Annotated in this window: 12 protein-coding genes; 4 read left to right on the top strand and 8 right to left on the bottom strand. The window is 58.3% G+C overall.

The window, feature by feature from the left end:
* Nucleotides 1-272: 272 nt before the first annotated feature.
* Entirely contained in the window at nt 273-1,670 is a 1,398-nt protein-coding gene (locus ACMVME_RS09870) for a NarK family nitrate/nitrite MFS transporter (RefSeq protein WP_050736922.1), read from the bottom strand.
* Between the two features lie 309 nt (nt 1,671-1,979).
* Between ACMVME_RS09870 and narX the strand changes: the two genes are divergently transcribed.
* Nucleotides 1,980-3,776 (top strand): nitrate/nitrite two-component system sensor histidine kinase NarX, encoded by a 1,797-nt coding sequence (narX, locus tag ACMVME_RS09865; protein WP_050736923.1) that lies wholly within the window; start codon nt 1,980-1,982, stop codon nt 3,774-3,776.
* Nucleotides 3,769-4,419, top strand: coding sequence for a two-component system response regulator NarL (gene narL / locus ACMVME_RS09860; protein WP_003856701.1), 651 nt, complete (start codon nt 3,769-3,771; stop codon nt 4,417-4,419). The genes narX and narL overlap by 8 nt, the downstream gene beginning before the upstream one ends.
* A 3-nt stretch (nt 4,420-4,422) precedes the next feature.
* Here the strand turns inward: narL and ACMVME_RS09855 are convergent, their stop codons facing one another.
* The 7 genes from ACMVME_RS09855 to nasR all read right to left on the bottom strand — a co-directional run bounded on the left by ACMVME_RS09855 (nt 4,423) and on the right by nasR (nt 16,740).
* Complete coding sequence (locus ACMVME_RS09855; protein WP_050736924.1) at nt 4,423-5,829, bottom strand: YchO/YchP family invasin; 1,407 nt, start codon at nt 5,827-5,829, stop codon at nt 4,423-4,425.
* A 75-nt stretch (nt 5,830-5,904) separates the two neighbouring features.
* On the bottom strand, nt 5,905-8,403 hold the full coding sequence (locus ACMVME_RS09850; protein WP_068794705.1) for a nitrate reductase: 2,499 nt from the start codon (nt 8,401-8,403) through the stop codon (nt 5,905-5,907).
* Complete coding sequence (gene nirB / locus ACMVME_RS09845) at nt 8,400-12,386, bottom strand: nitrite reductase large subunit NirB (protein ID WP_414743420.1); 3,987 nt, start codon at nt 12,384-12,386, stop codon at nt 8,400-8,402. The genes ACMVME_RS09850 and nirB overlap by 4 nt, the downstream gene beginning before the upstream one ends.
* 11 nt (nt 12,387-12,397) lie before the next feature.
* Entirely contained in the window at nt 12,398-13,186 is a 789-nt protein-coding gene (locus ACMVME_RS09840) for an ABC transporter ATP-binding protein (RefSeq protein WP_014170481.1), read from the bottom strand.
* Nucleotides 13,187-13,195: 9 nt separating this feature from the next.
* Entirely contained in the window at nt 13,196-14,077 is an 882-nt protein-coding gene (gene ntrB / locus ACMVME_RS09835) for a nitrate ABC transporter permease (protein WP_014170482.1), read from the bottom strand.
* A gap of 2 nt (nt 14,078-14,079) precedes the next feature.
* Entirely contained in the window at nt 14,080-15,327 is a 1,248-nt protein-coding gene (locus tag ACMVME_RS09830) for a CmpA/NrtA family ABC transporter substrate-binding protein (RefSeq protein WP_068794706.1), read from the bottom strand.
* A 228-nt stretch (nt 15,328-15,555) separates the two neighbouring features.
* Nucleotides 15,556-16,740: a nitrate regulatory protein NasR gene (gene nasR / locus ACMVME_RS09825; RefSeq protein WP_050736927.1), complete on the bottom strand. Its 1,185-nt coding sequence runs from the start codon at nt 16,738-16,740 to the stop codon at nt 15,556-15,558.
* A gap of 72 nt (nt 16,741-16,812) precedes the next feature.
* On the opposite strand from nasR, the gene ACMVME_RS09820 reads away from it, so the two are divergent.
* Together ACMVME_RS09820 and ACMVME_RS09815 are read left to right on the top strand one after the other, a co-directional pair.
* Nucleotides 16,813-17,166, top strand: a complete 354-nt coding sequence (locus tag ACMVME_RS09820; protein WP_020882353.1) for a DsrE/DsrF/TusD sulfur relay family protein — start codon at nt 16,813-16,815, stop codon at nt 17,164-17,166.
* 106 nt (nt 17,167-17,272) lie between these two features.
* Nucleotides 17,273-19,057, top strand: a complete 1,785-nt coding sequence (locus ACMVME_RS09815; protein ID WP_044867054.1) for a methyl-accepting chemotaxis protein — start codon at nt 17,273-17,275, stop codon at nt 19,055-19,057.
* The last annotated feature ends 24 nt before the right edge of the window (nt 19,058-19,081 follow it).

Below are 19,081 nucleotides of genomic sequence, written 5' to 3'. Positions count from 1 at the left end.
GGAGTTTCAGGTGGGGTATTAGATCGGATACCACCAAAGCGGTAGATTTTTAATTTTTATAAGCCATTAATTTATAATGATATTTATAATTTATCGTACAAAAAGCAGGGCTAAATTTAACATCTCAGGTATTAAGGGGTAGACCGCCCTGTAAAGCGATGGCGATCACAGTGTTACCCGCAGGCATTGTTCTTCAAACGCTATCAGTATGTTGTAACTACTGTAGTGATAAAAAAACGCGGCCCGAAGGCCGCGCAAACGGATAATCACACTTACTTATTTTTCTTGGTATTACGGCCATATACCAGCCACGTAATCACTACGCAGGCGATATAGAAAACGAGGAAGACTTTCATTGCCCCTGCCGGAGAGCCGGTCAGGTCCAGAGAGATACCGAACGCTTTCGGAATAAAGAAGCCGCCAATTGCGCCGATGGCAGAGATAAAGCCCAGTGCAGCAGCCGTATCCGTCGCGGCTTCACGCATGGCCTGCTCTTCGCTTCCGCCCTGCGCTTTAACGCGATCCATCGTCAGCTTGCGGAAGATAACGGATATCATCTGGAAGGTCGATGCGCTACCCAGACCGGCCGTCAGGAACAGCACCATAAACACGCCGAAGAAGGCGGTAAAGTTGCCACCCTGGCCATTGGCTGGCAGCGTCAGGAACAGAAGCGCACAGAAAACAGCCATGATCACAAAGTTCACCAGCGTCACGCGTGTTCCGCCCAGACGGTCAGACACCATCCCGCCCAGTGAACGTGCCAGGGCACCGATGAACGGACCAAAGAAGGCAAACTGCAGGATCTGCACTTCCGGGAACTGTGTTTTGGACAGCATGGCAAAGCCTGCGGAGAAACCGATAAACGACCCGAAGGTTGCCAGATAAAGCAGCGCCATGACCCACAGGTGGCCGCGTTTCAGCACCGGCAACTGCTCGCTCAGCGAAGCCTTAGATGCCGACAGATCGTTCATAAAGAACCATGCCGCCAGGGTGAAGACCACCAGGAACGGAACCCAAATCCACGCCGCATTCTGCAGGTACAGGGAAGAACCATCCGCCTGCTCGACGCCACCGCCGCCAAAGGCTGTAAAAATGGAGACAGAGATTGCCAGCGGTGCAATTAACTGCATCACGCTTACGCCCATGTTTCCCAGACCGCCGTTAATACCCAGCGCACCGCCCTGCTTCGCTTTCGGGAAGAAGAAGCTGATGTTCGCCATACTGGAGGCGAAGTTAGCGCCAGCAAAACCGCACAGCAGGGAGATAATCACGAACACGCTGAAAGGCGTGGAGGTATCCTGCACCGCAAAACCCAGCCACACGCAAGGTACAATCATGATGCCCGTACTGAACGCCGTCCAGCGACGACCGCCAAACACCGGCACCATAAACGCGTAAGGGACGCGCAGCAGCGCACCGGACAGCGACGGCAACGCGGTCAGCATAAACAGCTGATCGGTCGTAAAGGTAAAACCCACTTTTGGCAGATTGACTGCCACTGCACTAAACAACATCCATACGCAAAACGCTAACAGCAAACACGGAACGGAAATCCACAGATTCCGGCTCGCTATACGATGGCCGCGCTGTTGCCAGAACGCCGGATCCTCTGGACGCCATTCAGTAATAACGGCACCATTTTCCCTTTGGGGAGCGGATGAGTGACTCATAGACACCTCTGATTCTCGAATGATGCTGCAAACATTAGGGTTTTAGGGCGGCGGTAAGTTGATATAAATCAAAGGAAAAGTGGGAGGTTTTACAGCGCGAAAAAAGCCCTTATCCTTAGTGAGTAGGCTATTTCAGTAAAAAAGACGTGGTTTTTCACGGCACTGAAGCGTCTCCGATACTGCCTCCTCCTGCCGCTTACTCCGTTGGCAATTTAGGGGTAATCCTTTATTGGTATGGGTATACTCCTGGGTATGCACCAGAATAGCGCCATTCCTGCAAGCAGGCCACGTCAGGAGCCCGGCAACTCTATGTTAAAAAGATGTTTATCTCCGCTAACACTGGTTAACCAGTTGGCACTGATCGTTATGCTGTCCACCGCCCTCGGTGTGACCGGTATGGCGATTTCTGGCTGGCTGGTACAGGGCGTACAGGGTAATGCGCATGCCATCAACGAGGCAGGCTCTCTACGCATGCAGAGTTATCGCCTGCTGGCGTCGGTACCGCTGACGGAAGACGATCAGCCTTTGATCGACGAAATGGAGCGTACCGCGTTCAGCCCGGAGCTGGAACGCGCCGCCATCCGTGACGGGCAGGAATCACAGCTTAAATCCCTGCAAAACTACTGGCACACCCAGCTTCAGCCTGGTCTGAAACAGGCGCGCAATACTGAGACCGTAGCACGGGACGTCGCGGGCTTTGTGTCGCGTATTGACGCGCTGGTCTCCTCTTTCGATCAGACCACAGAATTGCGTATCGACCGGGTGCTGATGGTTCACCGTGCCATGGCGTTGTTTATGGGGCTGCTGCTGATTTTCACCATCCTCTGGCTGCGCGCCCGGCTGTTGAATCCCTGGAAACAGCTGCTGGCGATGGCCCGCGCGGTAACCGCACGCGATTTTACTCAGCGCACGCATATCAGCGGGCGTAATGAAATGGCGATGCTGGGCCAGGCGCTCAATACCATGTCGGAAGAACTCTCCGAAAGCTACGCCGTGCTGGAAAAACGCGTGCAGGAGAAAACAGCAGGGCTGGAGCAGAAAAATGAAATCCTCTCCTTCCTGTGGCAGGCCAATCGTCGTCTGCATATGCAGGTGCCGTTATGTGAACGCCTCTCGCCGGTGCTGAATGGCCTGCAAAATCTGACCTTGCTGCATGACCTGGAGCTGCGGGTCTACGATGTGGAAGATGAAGATAATCATCAGGAATTTACCTGTCAGTCCGACATGTCCTGCGATGACAAAGGCTGTCATCTTTGCCCGCGAGGCTTGCCGCCCCTGACCTCCGTCGGTACGACGCTGAAGTGGCGACTGACGGACAGCCATACCCAGTACGGTATCTTGCTGGCCACGCTGCCCGCCGGGCGGCATCTGAGCCACGATCAGCAGCAGCTGGTCGATACGCTGGTCGAGCAGCTGACCGCTACACTGGCGCTCGACCGCCATCAGGAAAAGCAACAACAGCTGATCGTCATGGAAGAGCGTGCGACTATCGCGCGCGAACTGCATGACTCCATCGCCCAGTCGCTCTCCTGTATGAAAATGCAGGTCAGCTGTCTGCAGATGCAGGATGCGGAGATGCCGGAAAGCAACAAACAGCTGCTGAGCCAGATCCGCAACGAACTCAATACCTCATGGATCCAGCTTCGCGAGCTATTAACCACCTTCCGCCTGCAGCTGACCGAGCCTGGCCTGCGCCCCGCGCTGGAGTCCAGCTGCCATGAATTTAGCGCCCGACTGGGGTTCCCGGTGAAGCTTGATTATCAGCTGCCGCCGCGGTTTGTCCCCTCCCATCAGGCGATTCATCTACTGCAGATCGCCCGTGAAGCCCTGAGCAACGTGCTCAAACACGCTGACGCGACGGCGGTCACCGTTACCGTCAGCCAGCACGATAATCAGGTCAGGCTCACGGTTCATGACAACGGCTGCGGCGTGCCGGAAAATGCCGAAAGAACTAACCATTATGGTTTAATTATCATGCGAGACCGCGCCCAAAGCCTGCGCGGTGATTGCCAGGTTCGCCGGCGAGAGACAGGTGGCACGGAAGTCGTGGTCACCTTTATTCCCGAAAAACCGCTCACAACTGCTCAAGGAGAAACCCATGACTAATCAGGAACCGGCATCCATCCTGTTGATCGACGACCATCCGATGCTGCGTACTGGCGTTAAACAGCTGGTCAGCATGGCACCCGATATCACCGTCGTTGGCGAAGCCAGCAATGGCGAACAGGGCATTGAGCTTGCCGAATCGCTTGATCCCGATCTGATTCTGCTCGATCTCAACATGCCGGGCATGAACGGTCTGGAAACGCTCGACAAGCTGCGGGAAAAATCGCTCTCCGGACGCGTAGTGGTTTTTAGCGTCTCGAATCATGAAGAGGATGTGGTGACGGCGCTCAAGCGTGGCGCGGACGGCTACCTGCTGAAAGATATGGAGCCGGAAGATCTGCTCAAGGCCCTGCAACAGGCCGCCGCAGGTGAGATGGTACTGAGCGAAGCCTTAACGCCGGTGCTGGCCGCCAGCCTGCGGGCAAACCGCGCCACCTCGGATCGCGATGTCAGCCAGCTAACGCCGCGTGAGCGCGATATTCTGAAGCTGATTGCCCAGGGCCTGCCGAATAAAATGATTGCGCGTCGCCTGGATATCACCGAAAGCACGGTCAAAGTGCATGTGAAACATATGCTGAAGAAAATGAAATTAAAATCCCGGGTTGAAGCCGCGGTATGGGTACACCAGGAACGTATTTTTTAAGCATTACTCATCCGGCAGCAGCTTCCAGCGCGGATCGTCGGTGGGTAATGCCACAAGCGGTTGCGCCACAGCCAGCGTGATCTCATTGGACGAGACGCGCTTGCCATCATTATCTTCTACCACCACCGAAAGCCGCCAGCGGTTGCTCGCGCCTTCACTGTCATCCCAGGCAGGCATAATCACGCTCCAGCCGTCTTCGCTGGTATTGTTGGCCGGCGATGTCAGACTCAGCGCCTGCGTATCTCCCTGCCAGTGCAGCTGGCGAATCCCGTGCTTACTGCGGATCTGCAGCTTAAGCATCACGGTTTCGCCCCCTTTAAGATCCCACGGCGGTGTCGCCAGGTAGACGGACAACGTTTTGCTCTGGCGGAACTCCATCACCGGCAGGTTATCCCGCTCTGGCGAATCATAGCGACTGCCGCGCAGAGAACGGGTGACGGCGACTTCACTGGCAGAAAGTTGCTTCACCAGCGGCACGCCAAAGCGGTAGTTGAGTTTGAGGCCAAGATTATTCTGGCTCACCCCACTCTCTCCTTGCTTATGCCCGGCGGTGAGGGTCACCAGCGGAACGGGGGTATAATTCAGCCCCAGATTGACCGCCACCGGGTTGTGATAACCGGTACCGCTGTTGAACAGGTCAACGTTATCACCAAAATATTGCTCAAAGCTGACGCTGGTATTCAGGTGATGGAACCACGGCAGCCACGCTTTAGCGGTTACGTCGTACCCCCGGGCCATGCGCTGCTCCTGAATATCAGAGCGATCGCGCCAGCCGGCAAAGGGCTGATAATAGTTCGCAGACAGACGCAGGTTCTCGCCCCACACTTCCGCACCTAACCCGGCACGCTGCAGGTTTTCATCCAGCAGGTTGTCGTAAAAGGTGTTGTAGCCGAGCAACCATTTTCCGGCAACCCAGCGCTGCCCAATGCCGGCATTGCTCACCAGACCGTCAGTCTGCTGCGTCAGGCCAAGCTGGCTCCAGCTCAGATAACGGTTGTTATCGTTCCACGGAATAAACCAGCTGCCGCTGCTGCCGTTAAATTTGCCGTCGTCATCCACCAGCAAGTTCACGCTGGCGTTCCCCCACGGCGAAAGCCAGGATTCAATATGCTGGTTCACTTCGCCGCTCACCGCGTCACGCACCTTGCCAAAGGCAAACTGACGCGCCTGCTCGCCTGTCGTCAGGCCGTTATCGGTCATACTGGCTTCGCCAAACGCTTTCGCCATTTCTGCCAGATGTTTTTCGCCCTCGGTCGTGGGCGCCGCCATGCCGAGATCGGGCAAATTATCCCCGTTGTTATCAAAGGGGTTCTGTGCCTGTTGCACAAAGGAATTCGGCGCACCGTGAACGGCTCCGACCGGAATGAGGGGGAGTAAAGCAAGCAAACGAAGATGAGATGAAACAGCCATTAACGTCGTAAGAAATACCCGATGCTTACGTGAGAACACCGGGTACCTTACCGTTATTCCTCACGTTTTGCAGCCTTAAGAGGAATTTTCCGGAATATCCTGAAACATTGTTTTTAGTTCAGGCACGCAGGAGCCGCAGTTCGTTCCGCAGCGCAGCCTGGCACCCAGCGCCGCGACGGAGTCACACCCCCCCCCAATCGCCTCGCGTATGACGGTTTCCCCCACGCTGAAACAGCTGCAGATGATCCGGCCCGGATCGACACTGTCCCCGGTTCCCTGTCCATTCAACAACGCGTGGCGCTCAGCAAGCGTCACGGGAGGTGAACGAAACGCGGCTTCAATTACCGCGTGCGCCAGTGTCGGTAACGCAGTGCCTTCCCAGAACCCGAGCATCAGTTGTCCGTCATGCCAGGCCAGCACGCTGCTGCGCTCGCTGGTCTGCGCGACCTGCAGCTGCCAGCCCCGTTCACTGGCGTACTGCATAACCCACGCCAGCAACGGCTTATCCCCCGCCACCGTCAGACGTGAGACTTTACGCCACCAGCAGACAGAGGGGGGAAGCTCCGGCAGTTCACGGGCATAAAGCTCACCCTGCCAGCCCGGCTGCCAGGGCATAATCCTGACGGCCGTCTGTTTACTCTCGGGCTGACCGGACAGCGGGTCACAGCGCCCTTCCACCAGCGCATTCACCTTCCCCTGGCGGGCAAACTGGGCATTCCAGTGCATTGGCACAAACAGCTCACCTTCTCGCTGCCCGTCAGTGATACGTACTCTTGCCAGCATCACCCCACGCGGAGAACTAATGCGCGCCAGCTGTCCGTCGTACAGTGAGAAGCGCATGGCATCGGCGGCGTCGATCTCAACACACGGCTCAGCACTATGCTGCATCAGTTTCGGGACGTACCCCGTCCGGGTCATGGTGTGCCACTGATCGCGGATACGCCCGGTATTGAGAATCAGCGGGTATAGCGCGTTTATTGCCGCACCGTGTGGCTGAGGCTCTACCGGCACAATTTCCCGGCGCGCAAAGGCCCCCGCTGGCCACTGATAAGGCTCAAGTCGGTCCCATTCCTCACGGGTAAGTGACGCCAGTTCATGAAGGTTAAACGCCCGCGCACCGTCATTTTCAAAGGCCGAGAGCGCTGCATGCTCACAAAAAATTTGCTGCGGATGTTCCCAGGCGAAGGCTTCACCATAGCCCAGCGCCTGTGCCACCCGGGCGATGACCCACCAGTCCGGTTTGGTCTCGCCTGGCGCCGGCAAAAAGGCGCGCTGGCGCGAAATACGCCGCTCGGAATTGGTTACCGTACCGTCTTTCTCCCCCCACGCCTGCACCGGGAAGCGGATATGGGCATAGCGGCTGGTGTCGGTCTCCTGCATCACCTCGGAGACAATCACCAGCGGGCAATGTTCCAGCGCCTGGCACACTGCGTGGCTGTCCGGCAGCGAGACGGCAGGATTGGTACCCATGATCCACACCGCTTTCACTTCGCCGCGGGCGATCGCATCAAACAACTCCACCGCCATCAGGCCCGGCGTCTGGGCCAGTCTTTCCGTCCCCCAGAAACGCGCCACCCGCGAAAGAGACTCCGGCTCGAAATTCATGTGAGCAGCAAGCTGGTTCGCCAGCCCACCCACCTCCCGCCCCCCCATCGCGTTAGGCTGTCCGGTCAGCGAAAACGGTCCGCAACCCTGACGGGCGAATTTTCCGCTGGCCAGATGAACGTTGATGATGGCATTACACTTGTCGCTGCCGCTTGAGGACTGATTAATGCCCATGGTGTAGAGCGTGATGGCCCGCGGCGCAGTCACAAACCAGTCGTAGAAGGTCCCCACGTCCTCGGTTGAGAGCCCACAAAACTCAGCCACCTGGGCGATGGGCCACGCGTCGGTTCCCTGAATCAGATTGAGTAAACCGACAAACAGCCCGGCGTCACTGCCGGGCGTAAGCGCCAGATGCAGGTCAGCAATATCGCAGGTGGCCGTTTTGCGCGGATCGATAACCACAACTTTCATCGCAGGGTTGTTCTGGCGCGCCTGTACCAGCCGCTGATACAGCACCGGATGGGTCCATGCCGCATTCGACCCGACCAGCACCACCAGATCGCTGTTTTCCACATCCTCATAGCTACACGGCACCACATCTTCACCAAACGCGCGCTTGTAGCCCGTCACCGCGGACGACATACAGAGCCGCGAGTTGGTATCAATGTTTGCCGCACCGATAAACCCTTTCATCAGCTTATTGGCGGCGTAATAGTCCTCGGTCAACAGCTGGCCGGAGGCGTAAAACGCCACCGCCTGCGGTCCCCAGGTGTCGATGATGGTCTGCAGCCGTTCACCTGCCGCCGCCAGCGCCCGGGACCATTCCACCTCCTGCCCGTCGACCACCGGGTGCAGCAGTCGCCCCTGCAAACCGGTCGTGTCGCCTAATGCCGAGCCTTTAACGCACAGGCGTCCAAAACTGGCGGGATGGCGTTCATCTCCGCGCACGGTGACCTTCTCGCCCTCTACCGTTGCGATCACGCCGCAGCCCACCCCGCAGTAGGGGCACGTCGTTCGGGTTTCATTCATGACGCCTCCGCACGCAAGATCTGCGCGTCGTTCCCGACCCACACCTGACCGTTTTCTATTTTCACCGGCCAGGCGCGCACCGCAGGTTCCCCGTTATCGGCCTGACAGCCGTCGCGCAGACGGATACACTGCTTATAGAGCGGAGAGATGACCACCGGCTCGCCGGCAGCATCGCCGAGAATACCGCGTGAAAGCACGTTTGCTGTGCTGCCCGGCTCGAGGTCGTCGAGGGCATAGACAGATTGACCAAAGCGGAAAAGCGCAATCGGTTTTCGCCCCAGCCGGGCGCCGATCCCCGCCTGCTCAGGGATCTCATCGATAGCGCAGACCGCTTGCCAGCGTTTATTCTCTTCTACCGGCTGACGGTTCACTTCGGTACGGAACAGCGCCAGACGGCTCGGATCGTTAAGCGTGGTCTGCCATTCACACTGGTAGGTTTCCACCACGCGGGCCATCTCCTGTTCCAGCTCGTGCGCAATGCCCAGGCTGTCGTGAAGAATCACCTCGCGCAGGTAGTCGATCCCCCCTTCCAGATTGTCCATCCACGTACTGGTACGCTGCAGGCGATCCGCCGTGCGGATGTAGAACATCAGGAAACGGTCGACGGTACGGATCAGCGTCTCGTCATCCAGATCGCTGGCAAAGAGATCCGCATGGCGCGGTTTCATGCCGCCGTTACCGCAGAGATAAAGGTTCCAGCCTTTGTCGGTCGCAATGACGCCCACGTCCTTGCTCTGAGCCTCCGCACATTCACGGGTACAACCGGACACGGCCATTTTAATTTTGTGCGGCGCGCGTAAGCCTTTATAGCGGTGCTCAAGCGTGACCGCGAGACGCGTGGAATCTTGCACGCCATAGCGGCACCAGGTCGACCCGACGCAGGATTTCACCGTGCGCAGGGATTTACCGTATGCGTGACCGGTCTCAAATCCGGCCTCCACCAGCGCCTGCCAGATCGCCGGCAGCTGGTCGAGCGTGGCACCAAAGAGGTCGATACGCTGTCCGCCCGTGATTTTGCTGTACAGCTGGTAGCGTTTGGCAATCTGGCCAATAGCTATCAAGCCGTCGGCCGACACTTCCCCTGCAGGCATCCGGGGCACGATGGAGTACGTCCCGTCTTTCTGAATATTGGCAAAATAACGGTCGTTGGTGTCCTGCAGCGGCAGATGTGCCGGTTTCAGCAGGTACTCATTCCAGCAGGAGGCGAGCACTGACCCCACCAGCGGTTTACAGATTTCGCAACCGTGCCCCTGCCCGTAACGGCTGATAAGCTGGTCGAAGGTACGAATATGATTGACGCGCACCAGGTGATAGATTTCCTGACGCGACCACGGGAAGTGTTCGCAGATGTCCTTTTTCACCTCCACGCCCTGCTCCGCAAGCTGGTACTCCATCACCTGTTTCACCAGCGCGCTGCATCCTCCGCAACCGGTCGCGGCTTTGGTGCACTGTTTTATGGCTCCAATATCCGCGGCACCGGCACTTACCGCCTGGCAGATATCACCTTTGCTGACGTTATGGCAGGAGCAGATCTGCGCACTGTCAGGCAGTGCCGCCACGCCGAGGGCTTTTGGCGCGCTCCCGGCGAAGGAAGGTAAAATCAGCATTTCAGGCTCTTTGGGCAACGCTATGCCGTTGAGCATCATCTGCACCAGGGTCGCATATTCGCTGGCATCCCCCACCAGTACGCCGCCCAACAGGGTTTTATTGTCCTCACTGACCACGATCTTTTTATAGATTTGCTGCGGACCATGCGTCCATTGATAGCTAAGCGCGCCGGGTGTTCTTCCATGGGCATCGCCAAACGAGGCCACATCTACCCCCAGCAGCTTCAGTTTGGTGCTCATGTCAGCCCCGGTAAAGGCGCTCGCCTCTCCCGCCAGCGTGGCCGATGCCACCCGCGCCATCTGATAACCCGGGGCGACCAGGCCAAAAATTTTACCCTCCCACAGCGCACATTCGCCGATAGCGAACACGTCTTTATCGGAAGTCTGGCACTGGTTATCAATGCAAATCCCGCCGCGCTCTCCGGTCACCAGGCCACTGCTGCGCCCCAGTGCATCCTGCGGGCGAATACCTGCAGAGAAGACCACGATGTCAGTTTCCAGCTGTTCGCCGTCCGCAAAGCGCATCACCAGCCCGCCGTTCGCAGAGACGATGTCGGTGGTGGCTTTGCTGGTGTGAACGCCCACGCCAAGCGCTTCGATCTTTTTGCGCAGCATGGCCGCGCCGTCGTTGTCGAGTTGTACCGCCATCAGGTGTGGCGCAAACTCCACGACGTGCGTTTCCAGGCCCAGCTGTTTCAGGGCATTCGCGGCTTCCAGTCCCAGCAGGCCACCGCCAATGACCACCCCGCGACGGGATTGCTTTGCCTGCGCGGCGATGTTATCCAGGTCGTCCAGCGTACGGTAAACAAAGCAGCCCGGCAGCGTGCTGCCCGGTACCGGAGGCACAAACGGGTACGAGCCGGTCGCCAGCACCAGTTTGTCCCAGTGGGTTTCATGCCCACTGGCAGTACGCACGACGTGTGCGTCGCGATCGATACTCACAATTTGCTGCGAGAGGCGAAGCTCAATGCCGTGTTCAGCAAAGAAATCACCGTCCACCAGTGAGAGCGATTCTGCGCTTCGTCCGCCAAAATACTCTGACAAATGCACACGATCGTAGGCGGCATAGCGCTCTTCGCCAAAAACGATAATCTGGTACTGCCGGTGCAAATTGCGCTTCACACAGTCTTCGAGAAAATGATGGCCGACCATACCGTGTCCAACCACCACCAGCGTAGGTTTTGTCATAGCGTTTTGTCCTGCAACCTGCGGTTGCGTAGTGAATCGATTGAACAGCCAGTCCGCGTGGGCGGGCGCAGCCGTTGCCAGTAAATCGGTGAATGTTGCCGCACTGCGGCAATCCCCCATCAGCAGCACGCCAGCAAGCGCACCGCGATGCAGTAACAAACGGCGATAGTGACGGGTCAGCGGATCCCAGGCGCTCCAGACCACATCGTCGGGCAGAACCTCTACTCGCCCGGCGCTGAACAGCTCCACACCGGGTACTTTGAGGCGCATGCCGCTGTCGGTCAGGGCAAATGGCGTGCTAGCCTCCCCAGCCAGCCGGGCGGCGAGGATATCCGCCTGCGCCAGGCAAGGTGCAACCAGGCCGAACGTCTGGCCGTCGATTTCACAGCACTCACCAATGGCGCTGATCGCCGGGACTGAGGTCTGCATCTGGTGGTTAACCACAATGCCGCGGGCGCAGTGAATGCCGCTGGCTTTTGCCAGTGCGACATTGGGCTGCACGCCGGTCGCCAGCACCACGCGAGAGGCGTTAATCTTGCGTCCGTTGTGTAACGTCACGGCATCCGCCGCAATGGCGGTCATTCCCGATGACAGTTCGCAGCGAACGCCGCGCTCCGCCAGCGCCTCTTCAAGCAAAACGCCTGCCTGCCGATCGAGCTGCTGTTCCATCAGCCACGCACCACGATGCACCAGCGTGACGTTGTCACAAGAGCAGGCCAGTGCCGCAGCGACCTCAACGCCGAGCACCCCACCGCCCAGCACTACAGCTGGCCCCGGGTTCTCCTGAATCGCGCGGATATCGGCCAGCGTACGAAAGGTGAAGACATGCGGAGCGTCACCGCCCGGAATGGGGGGTACAAAAGGCGTCGACCCGGTGGCAAAGACCAGTTCGTCCCAGGCCAGCGTGGTTGCTGTGGTATGGACCTCGCGTTTCTCAACATCCACGGAGAGCACCTTTTCGCCCCGTCGTACCGTCACACCCCGTGCGCGATACCAGGCGTCGTCCTGCAGGCGGATCTGCTGCGCCTGTTTTTCCCCGCCCAGTACCGGCGAGAGCATGATGCGGTTGTAAGCGTGTTCCGACTCCTCGCCAAACACGGTGATCGTGAAGCGACCGGGCGCACGCTCGGTCAGCGAGGCAATCAGCCGTGTTGCGGCCATCCCATTACCGATAACGATCAGTCGCATCACCGCCTCCGTTACGCCGCTTTAGGCTGTTTTTCATAGAGGAAATGGAGGATCTGCTGGCGCATATGGTGATAGCGGCTATCGTCCGCCAGTTGAACCCGATTGCGCGGGCGAGGCAGGTCAACGTGCAGCACCTCGCCGACGGTGGCCGCCGGGCCGTTAGTCATCATCAGTACCCGGTCAGAAAGCAGCACAGCCTCGTCCACATCGTGGGTGATAAGCACGATGGTGGTGTTCAGCGCCTGCTGGATTTGCATCACCGAGTCCTGCAGATGCGCGCGCGTGAGCGCATCCAGCGCGCCAAACGGTTCATCCATCAGCAGGACCTTCGGCTTCATCGCCAGCGCACGGGCAATGCCAACGCGCTGTTTCATGCCGCCGGAGATTTCCGAAGGCCGTTTATGCAGGGCATGCCCCATCTGGACGCGATCGAGGTTGTGTTCAATCCACTCCTTGCGCTCCGCCTTGCTCATGGTGCGGCGAAAGACCTGATCCACCGCCAGCGCAACGTTGTCGAAGCAGGTGAGCCACGGCAGCAGAGAATGGTTCTGAAACACCACCGCACGCTCTGGTCCTGGCCCGGCGATTTCGCGGTTATCGCAAATCAGCCCACCTTCGGTCGGCAGGGTGATCCCGGCAATCAGGTTCAGCAACGTCGATTTGCCGCACCCGGAGTGGCCAATCAGGCTCACGGTTTCGCCTTCGTGAATATCAAAAGAGACGTTCTGCAGCGCCAGAAACTCGCCGCTGGCGGTAGAAAAACGCTGGCTCACGGCCTGGACCTGAATTAATGGTTTCATCTTCGCTCCTTATTTTTCCTGCCAGCTAAAGCGACGGGCGATCAGCATCAGCCCCTGCTCCAGCAGCAACCCGACCACGCCAATGATGACGATGGCGATGAGAATGTTTTCGACGTTGAGGTTGTTCCACTCATTCCAGATCCAGAAGCCGATCCCCAGCCCACCGGTGAGCATCTCGGCGGCGACAATGACCAGCCAGGCGATGCCAATAGAGAGGCGAACCCCGGTCAGCACCGCGGGCAGCACGGCCGGGAAGAGGATCCGCCGCATGATGGTCCACTCGGAGAGCTGCAGCACGCGGGCAACGTTGAGGTAATCCTGCGGAATACGACGTACCCCTTCGGCGGTGTTAATCACCATTGGCCATATTGAACAGATAAAAATGGTCCAGCTGGAGGCGGGTTCCGCTTTCTGGAACAGCAGCAGGCCGATAGGCAGCCAGGCTAAAGGACTGACCGGGCGTAACAGTGCAATCAACGGGCTGAACATGCGCGAACAAAAGGTGAAGCGACCGATCAAGAAACCGAGCGGGATCCCCGCGAGCGCCGCCAGACCAAAGCCCACCGCCACGCGCTGCAGCGAAGCGAGCACGTTCCAGCCGATACCCATATCGTTTGGCCCGTCGCGGTAAAACGGGTCAGCGAAGAGCGTTAATGCGGAATCCAGCGTGCTGAGCGGCGTCGGGAACCCTTTGCTGTTGATCGCGGCCAGTTGCCAGAGCAACACCAGTAACCCGAGTCCCAGCAGCGCCGGGATCACGCGCTGCAGAAGGTCATTCATCCGTCGCGTGAACGTCGGTGCGCGGCGGCGAACCTGCACCGGAGGGAGGGTAATCACTTCCCCGCTCGCCGGCGTCTCGTCTTTCGATTTCGTGCTGTGCAGATGCTGCATAATCAGGCCCCTTTACGGTGAATAGCGAAGCGGTTGGCGTAACCGTCCGGATCGGTACCGTTCCAGACGGTACCGTCCATCAGGGTGCTGCTGCGATACGGTGATGACGGGGTGGATATGCCTCCCACCGCCGTGGCGGCATCCTGCCAGACCGAGGTCTGGTTAATGCGCTGCGCGATGGCGGCATAATCCGGCGCCGATTTGAGCAAGCCCCAGCGGCGGAACTGGGTTAAAAACCACATCCCGTCGGAGAGGTACGGATAGCTGACGGCACCCTCGTTGAAGAAACGGATCGGATGCACATCCTGCCAGCGCTGGCCAAGCCCGTTGTCGTACTCTCCCAGCATCCGTCCGGTGAGATACTGCTCTTTGGTGTTCAGCCACGCCCGGCGAGCGAGGATTTGGGCGGTCTCACGTTTGTTGTCTGGTGATGCATCGATCCAGCGTGCGGCTTCCAGTACCGCACTCACCAGCGCCCGCGCGGTGTTCGGGTTTTTCTCCACCCAGTCGCGACGTGTGCCAAGAATTTTTTCCGGATGATCGGCCCAGATCGACTGGGACGTTGCGGCGGTAAACCCGATGCGGTCGTTAATGGCGCGCGCATTCCACGGCTCACCAACGCAAAAGCCGACCATGTTGCCAATCCGCATGTTCATCACCATTTGCGGCGGCGGCACAACCACGGTCCGGACGTCATCGAACGGATTAATGCCCGCGCTGGCCAGCCAGTAGTACAGCCACATCGCATGCGTACCGGTCGGGAAAGTGTGTGCGAAGGTGTAAGTGCCGGGTGCCTGCTGCCCAATCAGCGTTTTCAGCCCGTCAAGATCGCGAACGCCCTTCTCTGCCAGATCGCTGGAGAGCGTGATGGCCTGACCGTTCTGGTTCAGGGTCATCAGGTTTGCCATCTGCTGTGGCTTACCGGCAAGCCCCAGCTCCAGCCCGTACAGCAGGCCGTAAAGAATGTGGGCGGCGCCCAGTTCGCCTGCCACCAGCTTATCGCGCACGGCTGCCCAGCTTGCCTCTTTGGTTGGCACGATGGTGATGCCATATTTTTTATCAAACCCCTTCAGCGCCGCGATAACCACCGGCGCGCAGTCGGTTAACGGTATAAACCCGATGCGCACCGTCTCCTGCTCCGGTTTATCCGAGCCTGCCGCCCACGCGGCCTGCATGACACCCGGTAACAACATGGCGCCGCTCGCCAGCATGCTGGCCTGTAAAAACCGCCGTCTCGACAAATCCGCCATGACCACTCCTGAAAAAAAGACAAAAAAAAGCGCCCACCCGTGCCGAAGCACCGCTGGACGCCTTTATCCCGAAGACAGATGCACCGCCGTTGGCGCACCGTCAAAAATGGTTAATCAGATAATGCAAAGAGAATGCCAGGTTTTACTGCCCTGTTTTCCGGGCGTTTACCGGAAATTCCCCACGACCGCGCACCTCAATCAGGCACTAAATGCCCACTGATTGTGCACCTACTCCTTAGGGGTTACCTGCCACAAGCTCTTCACGGTGAGCAGCGCACGGGCGATATCCACCATGCGCTGGTTTTTGTCCATCGCCATTTTACGCAGCGCCGTCCATGCCTGTTCCTCACTCATCTTTTGATGGGTCATCAGTACGCTTTTCGCTTTATCGATGGTTTTGCGCTCTTCGAGCGTATCGCGCAGTGACGCAAGCTGACGGGAAAGCTGTTCTATCTCGCGCGCCTGCTGGCGAACCAGGGTTAACAAGGGCTTATCGGGGTAAGAGGCCAGCGGATCGTCCTGTTCCTCAGCCGGGAGCGTGTACTCCTCCTGTCGATGGATACGCTCGTCCACCGCGATCATCAGATCGGCGATAACCATCTCCTCCAGGGTACGCAGATGCTCAAGGCGTGCCGTTTGCAGAGCAAACCAGGCCAGCGCGGTATGGCCATTGTCAGCGGCTGGCTGGCGGGTACAGGCCAGGCGCCTCAGTTGCTCCGTCTCACGGTCAGGCTGGCAATTCTGGGAAAAGGTGGTTTGCACATCCGCCGTGCTGTGGGTCATGAAAATCTCGAAGCAGGCCTGCTGTCCGTCAATCCGGTCCACCAGCCGCTGACGAATGCCATCGTCAAAATAGCCCTGCGTGAAGCCAATGGCGCCCAGCGCCCGCTCTTGTCCCGCCAGCTCTTTACCCTGCATCAGGCTATAAAGCGCGACAAAACGGCCTGCGATTTGCGGATCGTCAATGCTGTCATTAAGCTGCGGTACGATACTGAGCAGATGACGCAGGATGCGACAATAGTGATCCATCGCCTGCGGGGCCGTAATGGTTTGCTGAATAACACCGTCACGAAGGGCTGACAGGTTATCCAGACTGAGCAGCGCGCCGGCTATACGTTCGCACACGCCGCTGCCCTGGAACGGGGAGTGATTATCCAGAACGTCATAAAGCGCAGTGAGGTTTTCATTCACCAGCGCCCGGCTCGCTTTGCATTCGGCAGCGTACAGCTTACCCTGTGAGCAGAGCCAGACGTTAGAGGCTCCACGCTCGCACTGCAGCATATGCACCAGCAGGCTGATGGCGTTAACCAGCACGCCAAGCTGTGCCAGCCTGCTCAGTTGCTCCCGGCGCATCGACCTTGCACGCTGGAGCCATTCGGTCGCACCTGGCGAAATGCCAGCCATTAATGTCATGCTTACTCTCCCGGACAGCGAAACCCTGGATAGCTAAGCAATATTCGTGCCTTTAAAAGAACAGGAGTCAACATGCAAAAGATTGTTATCGTCGCCAACGGTGCGGCTTACGGCAGCGAATCCCTTTTTAACAGCCTGCGTCTGGCGATCGCGCTACGTGATAAAGAGAGTGAACTGGAGTTACGGCTCTTTTTAATGTCGGATGCGGTCACCGCCGGGCTGAAGGGACAAAAACCGGCAGAAGGTTACAACATCCAGCAGATGCTGGAGATCCTGACCGCGCAAAACGTTCCGGTCAAACTGTGCAAGACCTGCACCGACGGGCGCGGCATCACCGGGTTGCCGCTGATTGAAGGTGTGGAAATCGGCACGCTCGTTGAACTGGCCGAGTGGACTCTGCGCGCCGATAAAGTATTAACTTTTTAATAATAAACCCGTAAAAATATTATTTTCTTATGGACGCGGTTTCAGCATCAAGTTTACCTGCAGGGTTGCCGATAGGCATGGAAACAACACAGCAGGTATTTCACTTATGTTCAGATCCATTCGTGCACGCATCATTGCCGCGACGACAGGTTGTCTGGTCGTCGCCCTTCTTCTTAATACTGTCATCAATTTTCAGGTCACACGCCAGGATAACCAGCAGTCACAGCGCGACATCCTGACCAGCACCAGCGCCAGCCATAACATGGCGATTGCGGACTGGGTGAAGAGCAAAATGACGGTTATTGCCTCCGCACAAACCGTTGCGCTCAGCGACGATCCGGTTCCGGTCTTTAAACAGCTTGCCCAGGCGGGTGGGTTCACTAACGTCTATGTTGGCTATGCCAGCAAAACGGCGAAATTCTCTGAACCAGCGGGCGTACCGGCAGATTATGACCCCACGATCCGTCCCTGGTATCAGCAGGTCGTAAGCCAGGATAGCCCGGTCGTGACCGCGCCTTACGTTGACGCCGGTAGCGGAAAACTGGTGGTGACGTTTGCCGTGCCGGTGAAAGAAAACGGTACCCTGAAAGCCGTGGTGGCTGGCGATGTGGCGATGGACAGCGTGGTTGCTAACGTGCGCGGGATCCACCCAACCCCGGCAAGCAGCGGGCTGCTGCTGAATAGCGATGGCACCGTCATTGCCGCCAGCGACCCTGCCCTGACGCTTAAACCGTTCGCCGAAACCCTCAAAGGCATCGACTTTGCGGCGCTGAAAAGCGGAAACCCGGTAAACGGGACCTTCAATGGCGCCGAAAAAACCTTCGTGGCAACCGCCGTGCCGGGTACGAACTGGATGCTGGTTGTTGCCCTGGACACAGGCGATGCCACCTCCGGAATGCGCTCGCTGCTGAAAGCCTCGGCCATCTCGCTGGTGATCCTGGCCTTACTCAGCGGCGCCATTGTTCACTTCCTGATTGCGCGTCTGCTGAAGCGCCTGTCTGACATTCGCGATGCGATGCATAACATTGCGAACGGCACTAACGATCTGTCGCAACGCCTGCCGGACAGCGGCGATGACGAAGTGGCGCAGATAGCGCAGGCGTTTAACGCCTTCAGCGACAAGCTCTCGGTGGTGATGGTACAACTGCGGGATGCCAGCGCATCGGTGAAAAACGCCGCGCGGGAAATTGCGGCAGGTAACCAGGACCTCTCAGGGCGTACCGAGCAGGCCGCCTCCAGCCTTCGCGAAACGGCCAGCGCCGTAGAAGAGATCACCGCGTCGGTAACCCAGTCGAACGAGTCTGCGGCTGAAGCCAATGACCAGGCGAGTAAGGCCTCTGCGGCGGCGGCTCGCGGCGGCGAGGTGGTATCGCAGGCCATCAACACCATGCAGTCCATTGAAGTGGCTTCCGCGAAGATTGGCGACATCACCAGCGTGATTGACGGGATTGCCTTCCAGACCAATATCCTGGCGCTGAACGCCTCGGTGGAAGCCGCACGCGCCGGAGAGCAAGGCCGTGGGTTTGCCGTGGTGGCCGGCGAGGTGCGTAATCTGGCCAGCCGCAGCGCGCAGGCGGCGAAAGAGATTAAAACGCTTATCGATTCCACCACCAACAGCGTGGCCACCGGCTCCCGCTACGTTCATCTGGCCGGGGAAAGCATGAACGAAATCCGCTCCAGCATCGGTAGCGTGTCGGGCATCATGCGTGAAATCTCCATCGCCACCAGCGAGCAGATGAAAGGCATCCAGGAGATTAACCATGCGGTGACCCATCTGGACAGAATGGTTCAGCAGAACGCCGAACTGGTGGTGCAATCTGCCGCTGCAGCCGGCGCGCTGCAGAGCCAGGCGGGCGACCTTGCTGAAACTGCCGGGCATTTCCGCATTTAATGTTAGGGTGGCGCGCGTTCACCG

The sequence above is a fragment of the Enterobacter cloacae complex sp. 2024EL-00711 genome (genome assembly GCF_047529885.1).
Lineage (GTDB): Bacteria > Pseudomonadota > Gammaproteobacteria > Enterobacterales > Enterobacteriaceae > Enterobacter > Enterobacter ludwigii.
The sequence above is the reverse complement of the archived record's forward strand: the minus strand, read 5'-3'. Positions and strand labels throughout refer to the sequence as shown.

What these genes read in the sequence shown, in the direction of transcription:
- ACMVME_RS09815 (WP_044867054.1), top strand. Translation starts at nt 17,273, where the DNA reads ATGTTCAGATCCATTCGTGCACGCATCATTGCCGCGACGACAGGTTGT.
- ACMVME_RS09830 (WP_068794706.1), bottom strand. Translation starts at nt 15,327, where the DNA reads ATGGCGGATTTGTCGAGACGGCGGTTTTTACAGGCCAGCATGCTGGCG.
- nasR (WP_050736927.1), bottom strand. Translation starts at nt 16,740, where the DNA reads ATGACATTAATGGCTGGCATTTCGCCAGGTGCGACCGAATGGCTCCAG.
- ACMVME_RS09850 (WP_068794705.1), bottom strand. Translation starts at nt 8,403, where the DNA reads ATGAATGAAACCCGAACGACGTGCCCCTACTGCGGGGTGGGCTGCGGC.
- narX (WP_050736923.1), top strand. Translation starts at nt 1,980, where the DNA reads ATGTTAAAAAGATGTTTATCTCCGCTAACACTGGTTAACCAGTTGGCA.
- narL (WP_003856701.1), top strand. Translation starts at nt 3,769, where the DNA reads ATGACTAATCAGGAACCGGCATCCATCCTGTTGATCGACGACCATCCG.
- ntrB (WP_014170482.1), bottom strand. Translation starts at nt 14,077, where the DNA reads ATGCAGCATCTGCACAGCACGAAATCGAAAGACGAGACGCCGGCGAGC.
- ACMVME_RS09855 (WP_050736924.1), bottom strand. Translation starts at nt 5,829, where the DNA reads ATGGCTGTTTCATCTCATCTTCGTTTGCTTGCTTTACTCCCCCTCATT.
- ACMVME_RS09840 (WP_014170481.1), bottom strand. Translation starts at nt 13,186, where the DNA reads ATGAAACCATTAATTCAGGTCCAGGCCGTGAGCCAGCGTTTTTCTACC.
- ACMVME_RS09870 (WP_050736922.1), bottom strand. Translation starts at nt 1,670, where the DNA reads ATGAGTCACTCATCCGCTCCCCAAAGGGAAAATGGTGCCGTTATTACT.
- nirB (WP_414743420.1), bottom strand. Translation starts at nt 12,386, where the DNA reads ATGCGACTGATCGTTATCGGTAATGGGATGGCCGCAACACGGCTGATT.
- ACMVME_RS09820 (WP_020882353.1), top strand. Translation starts at nt 16,813, where the DNA reads ATGCAAAAGATTGTTATCGTCGCCAACGGTGCGGCTTACGGCAGCGAA.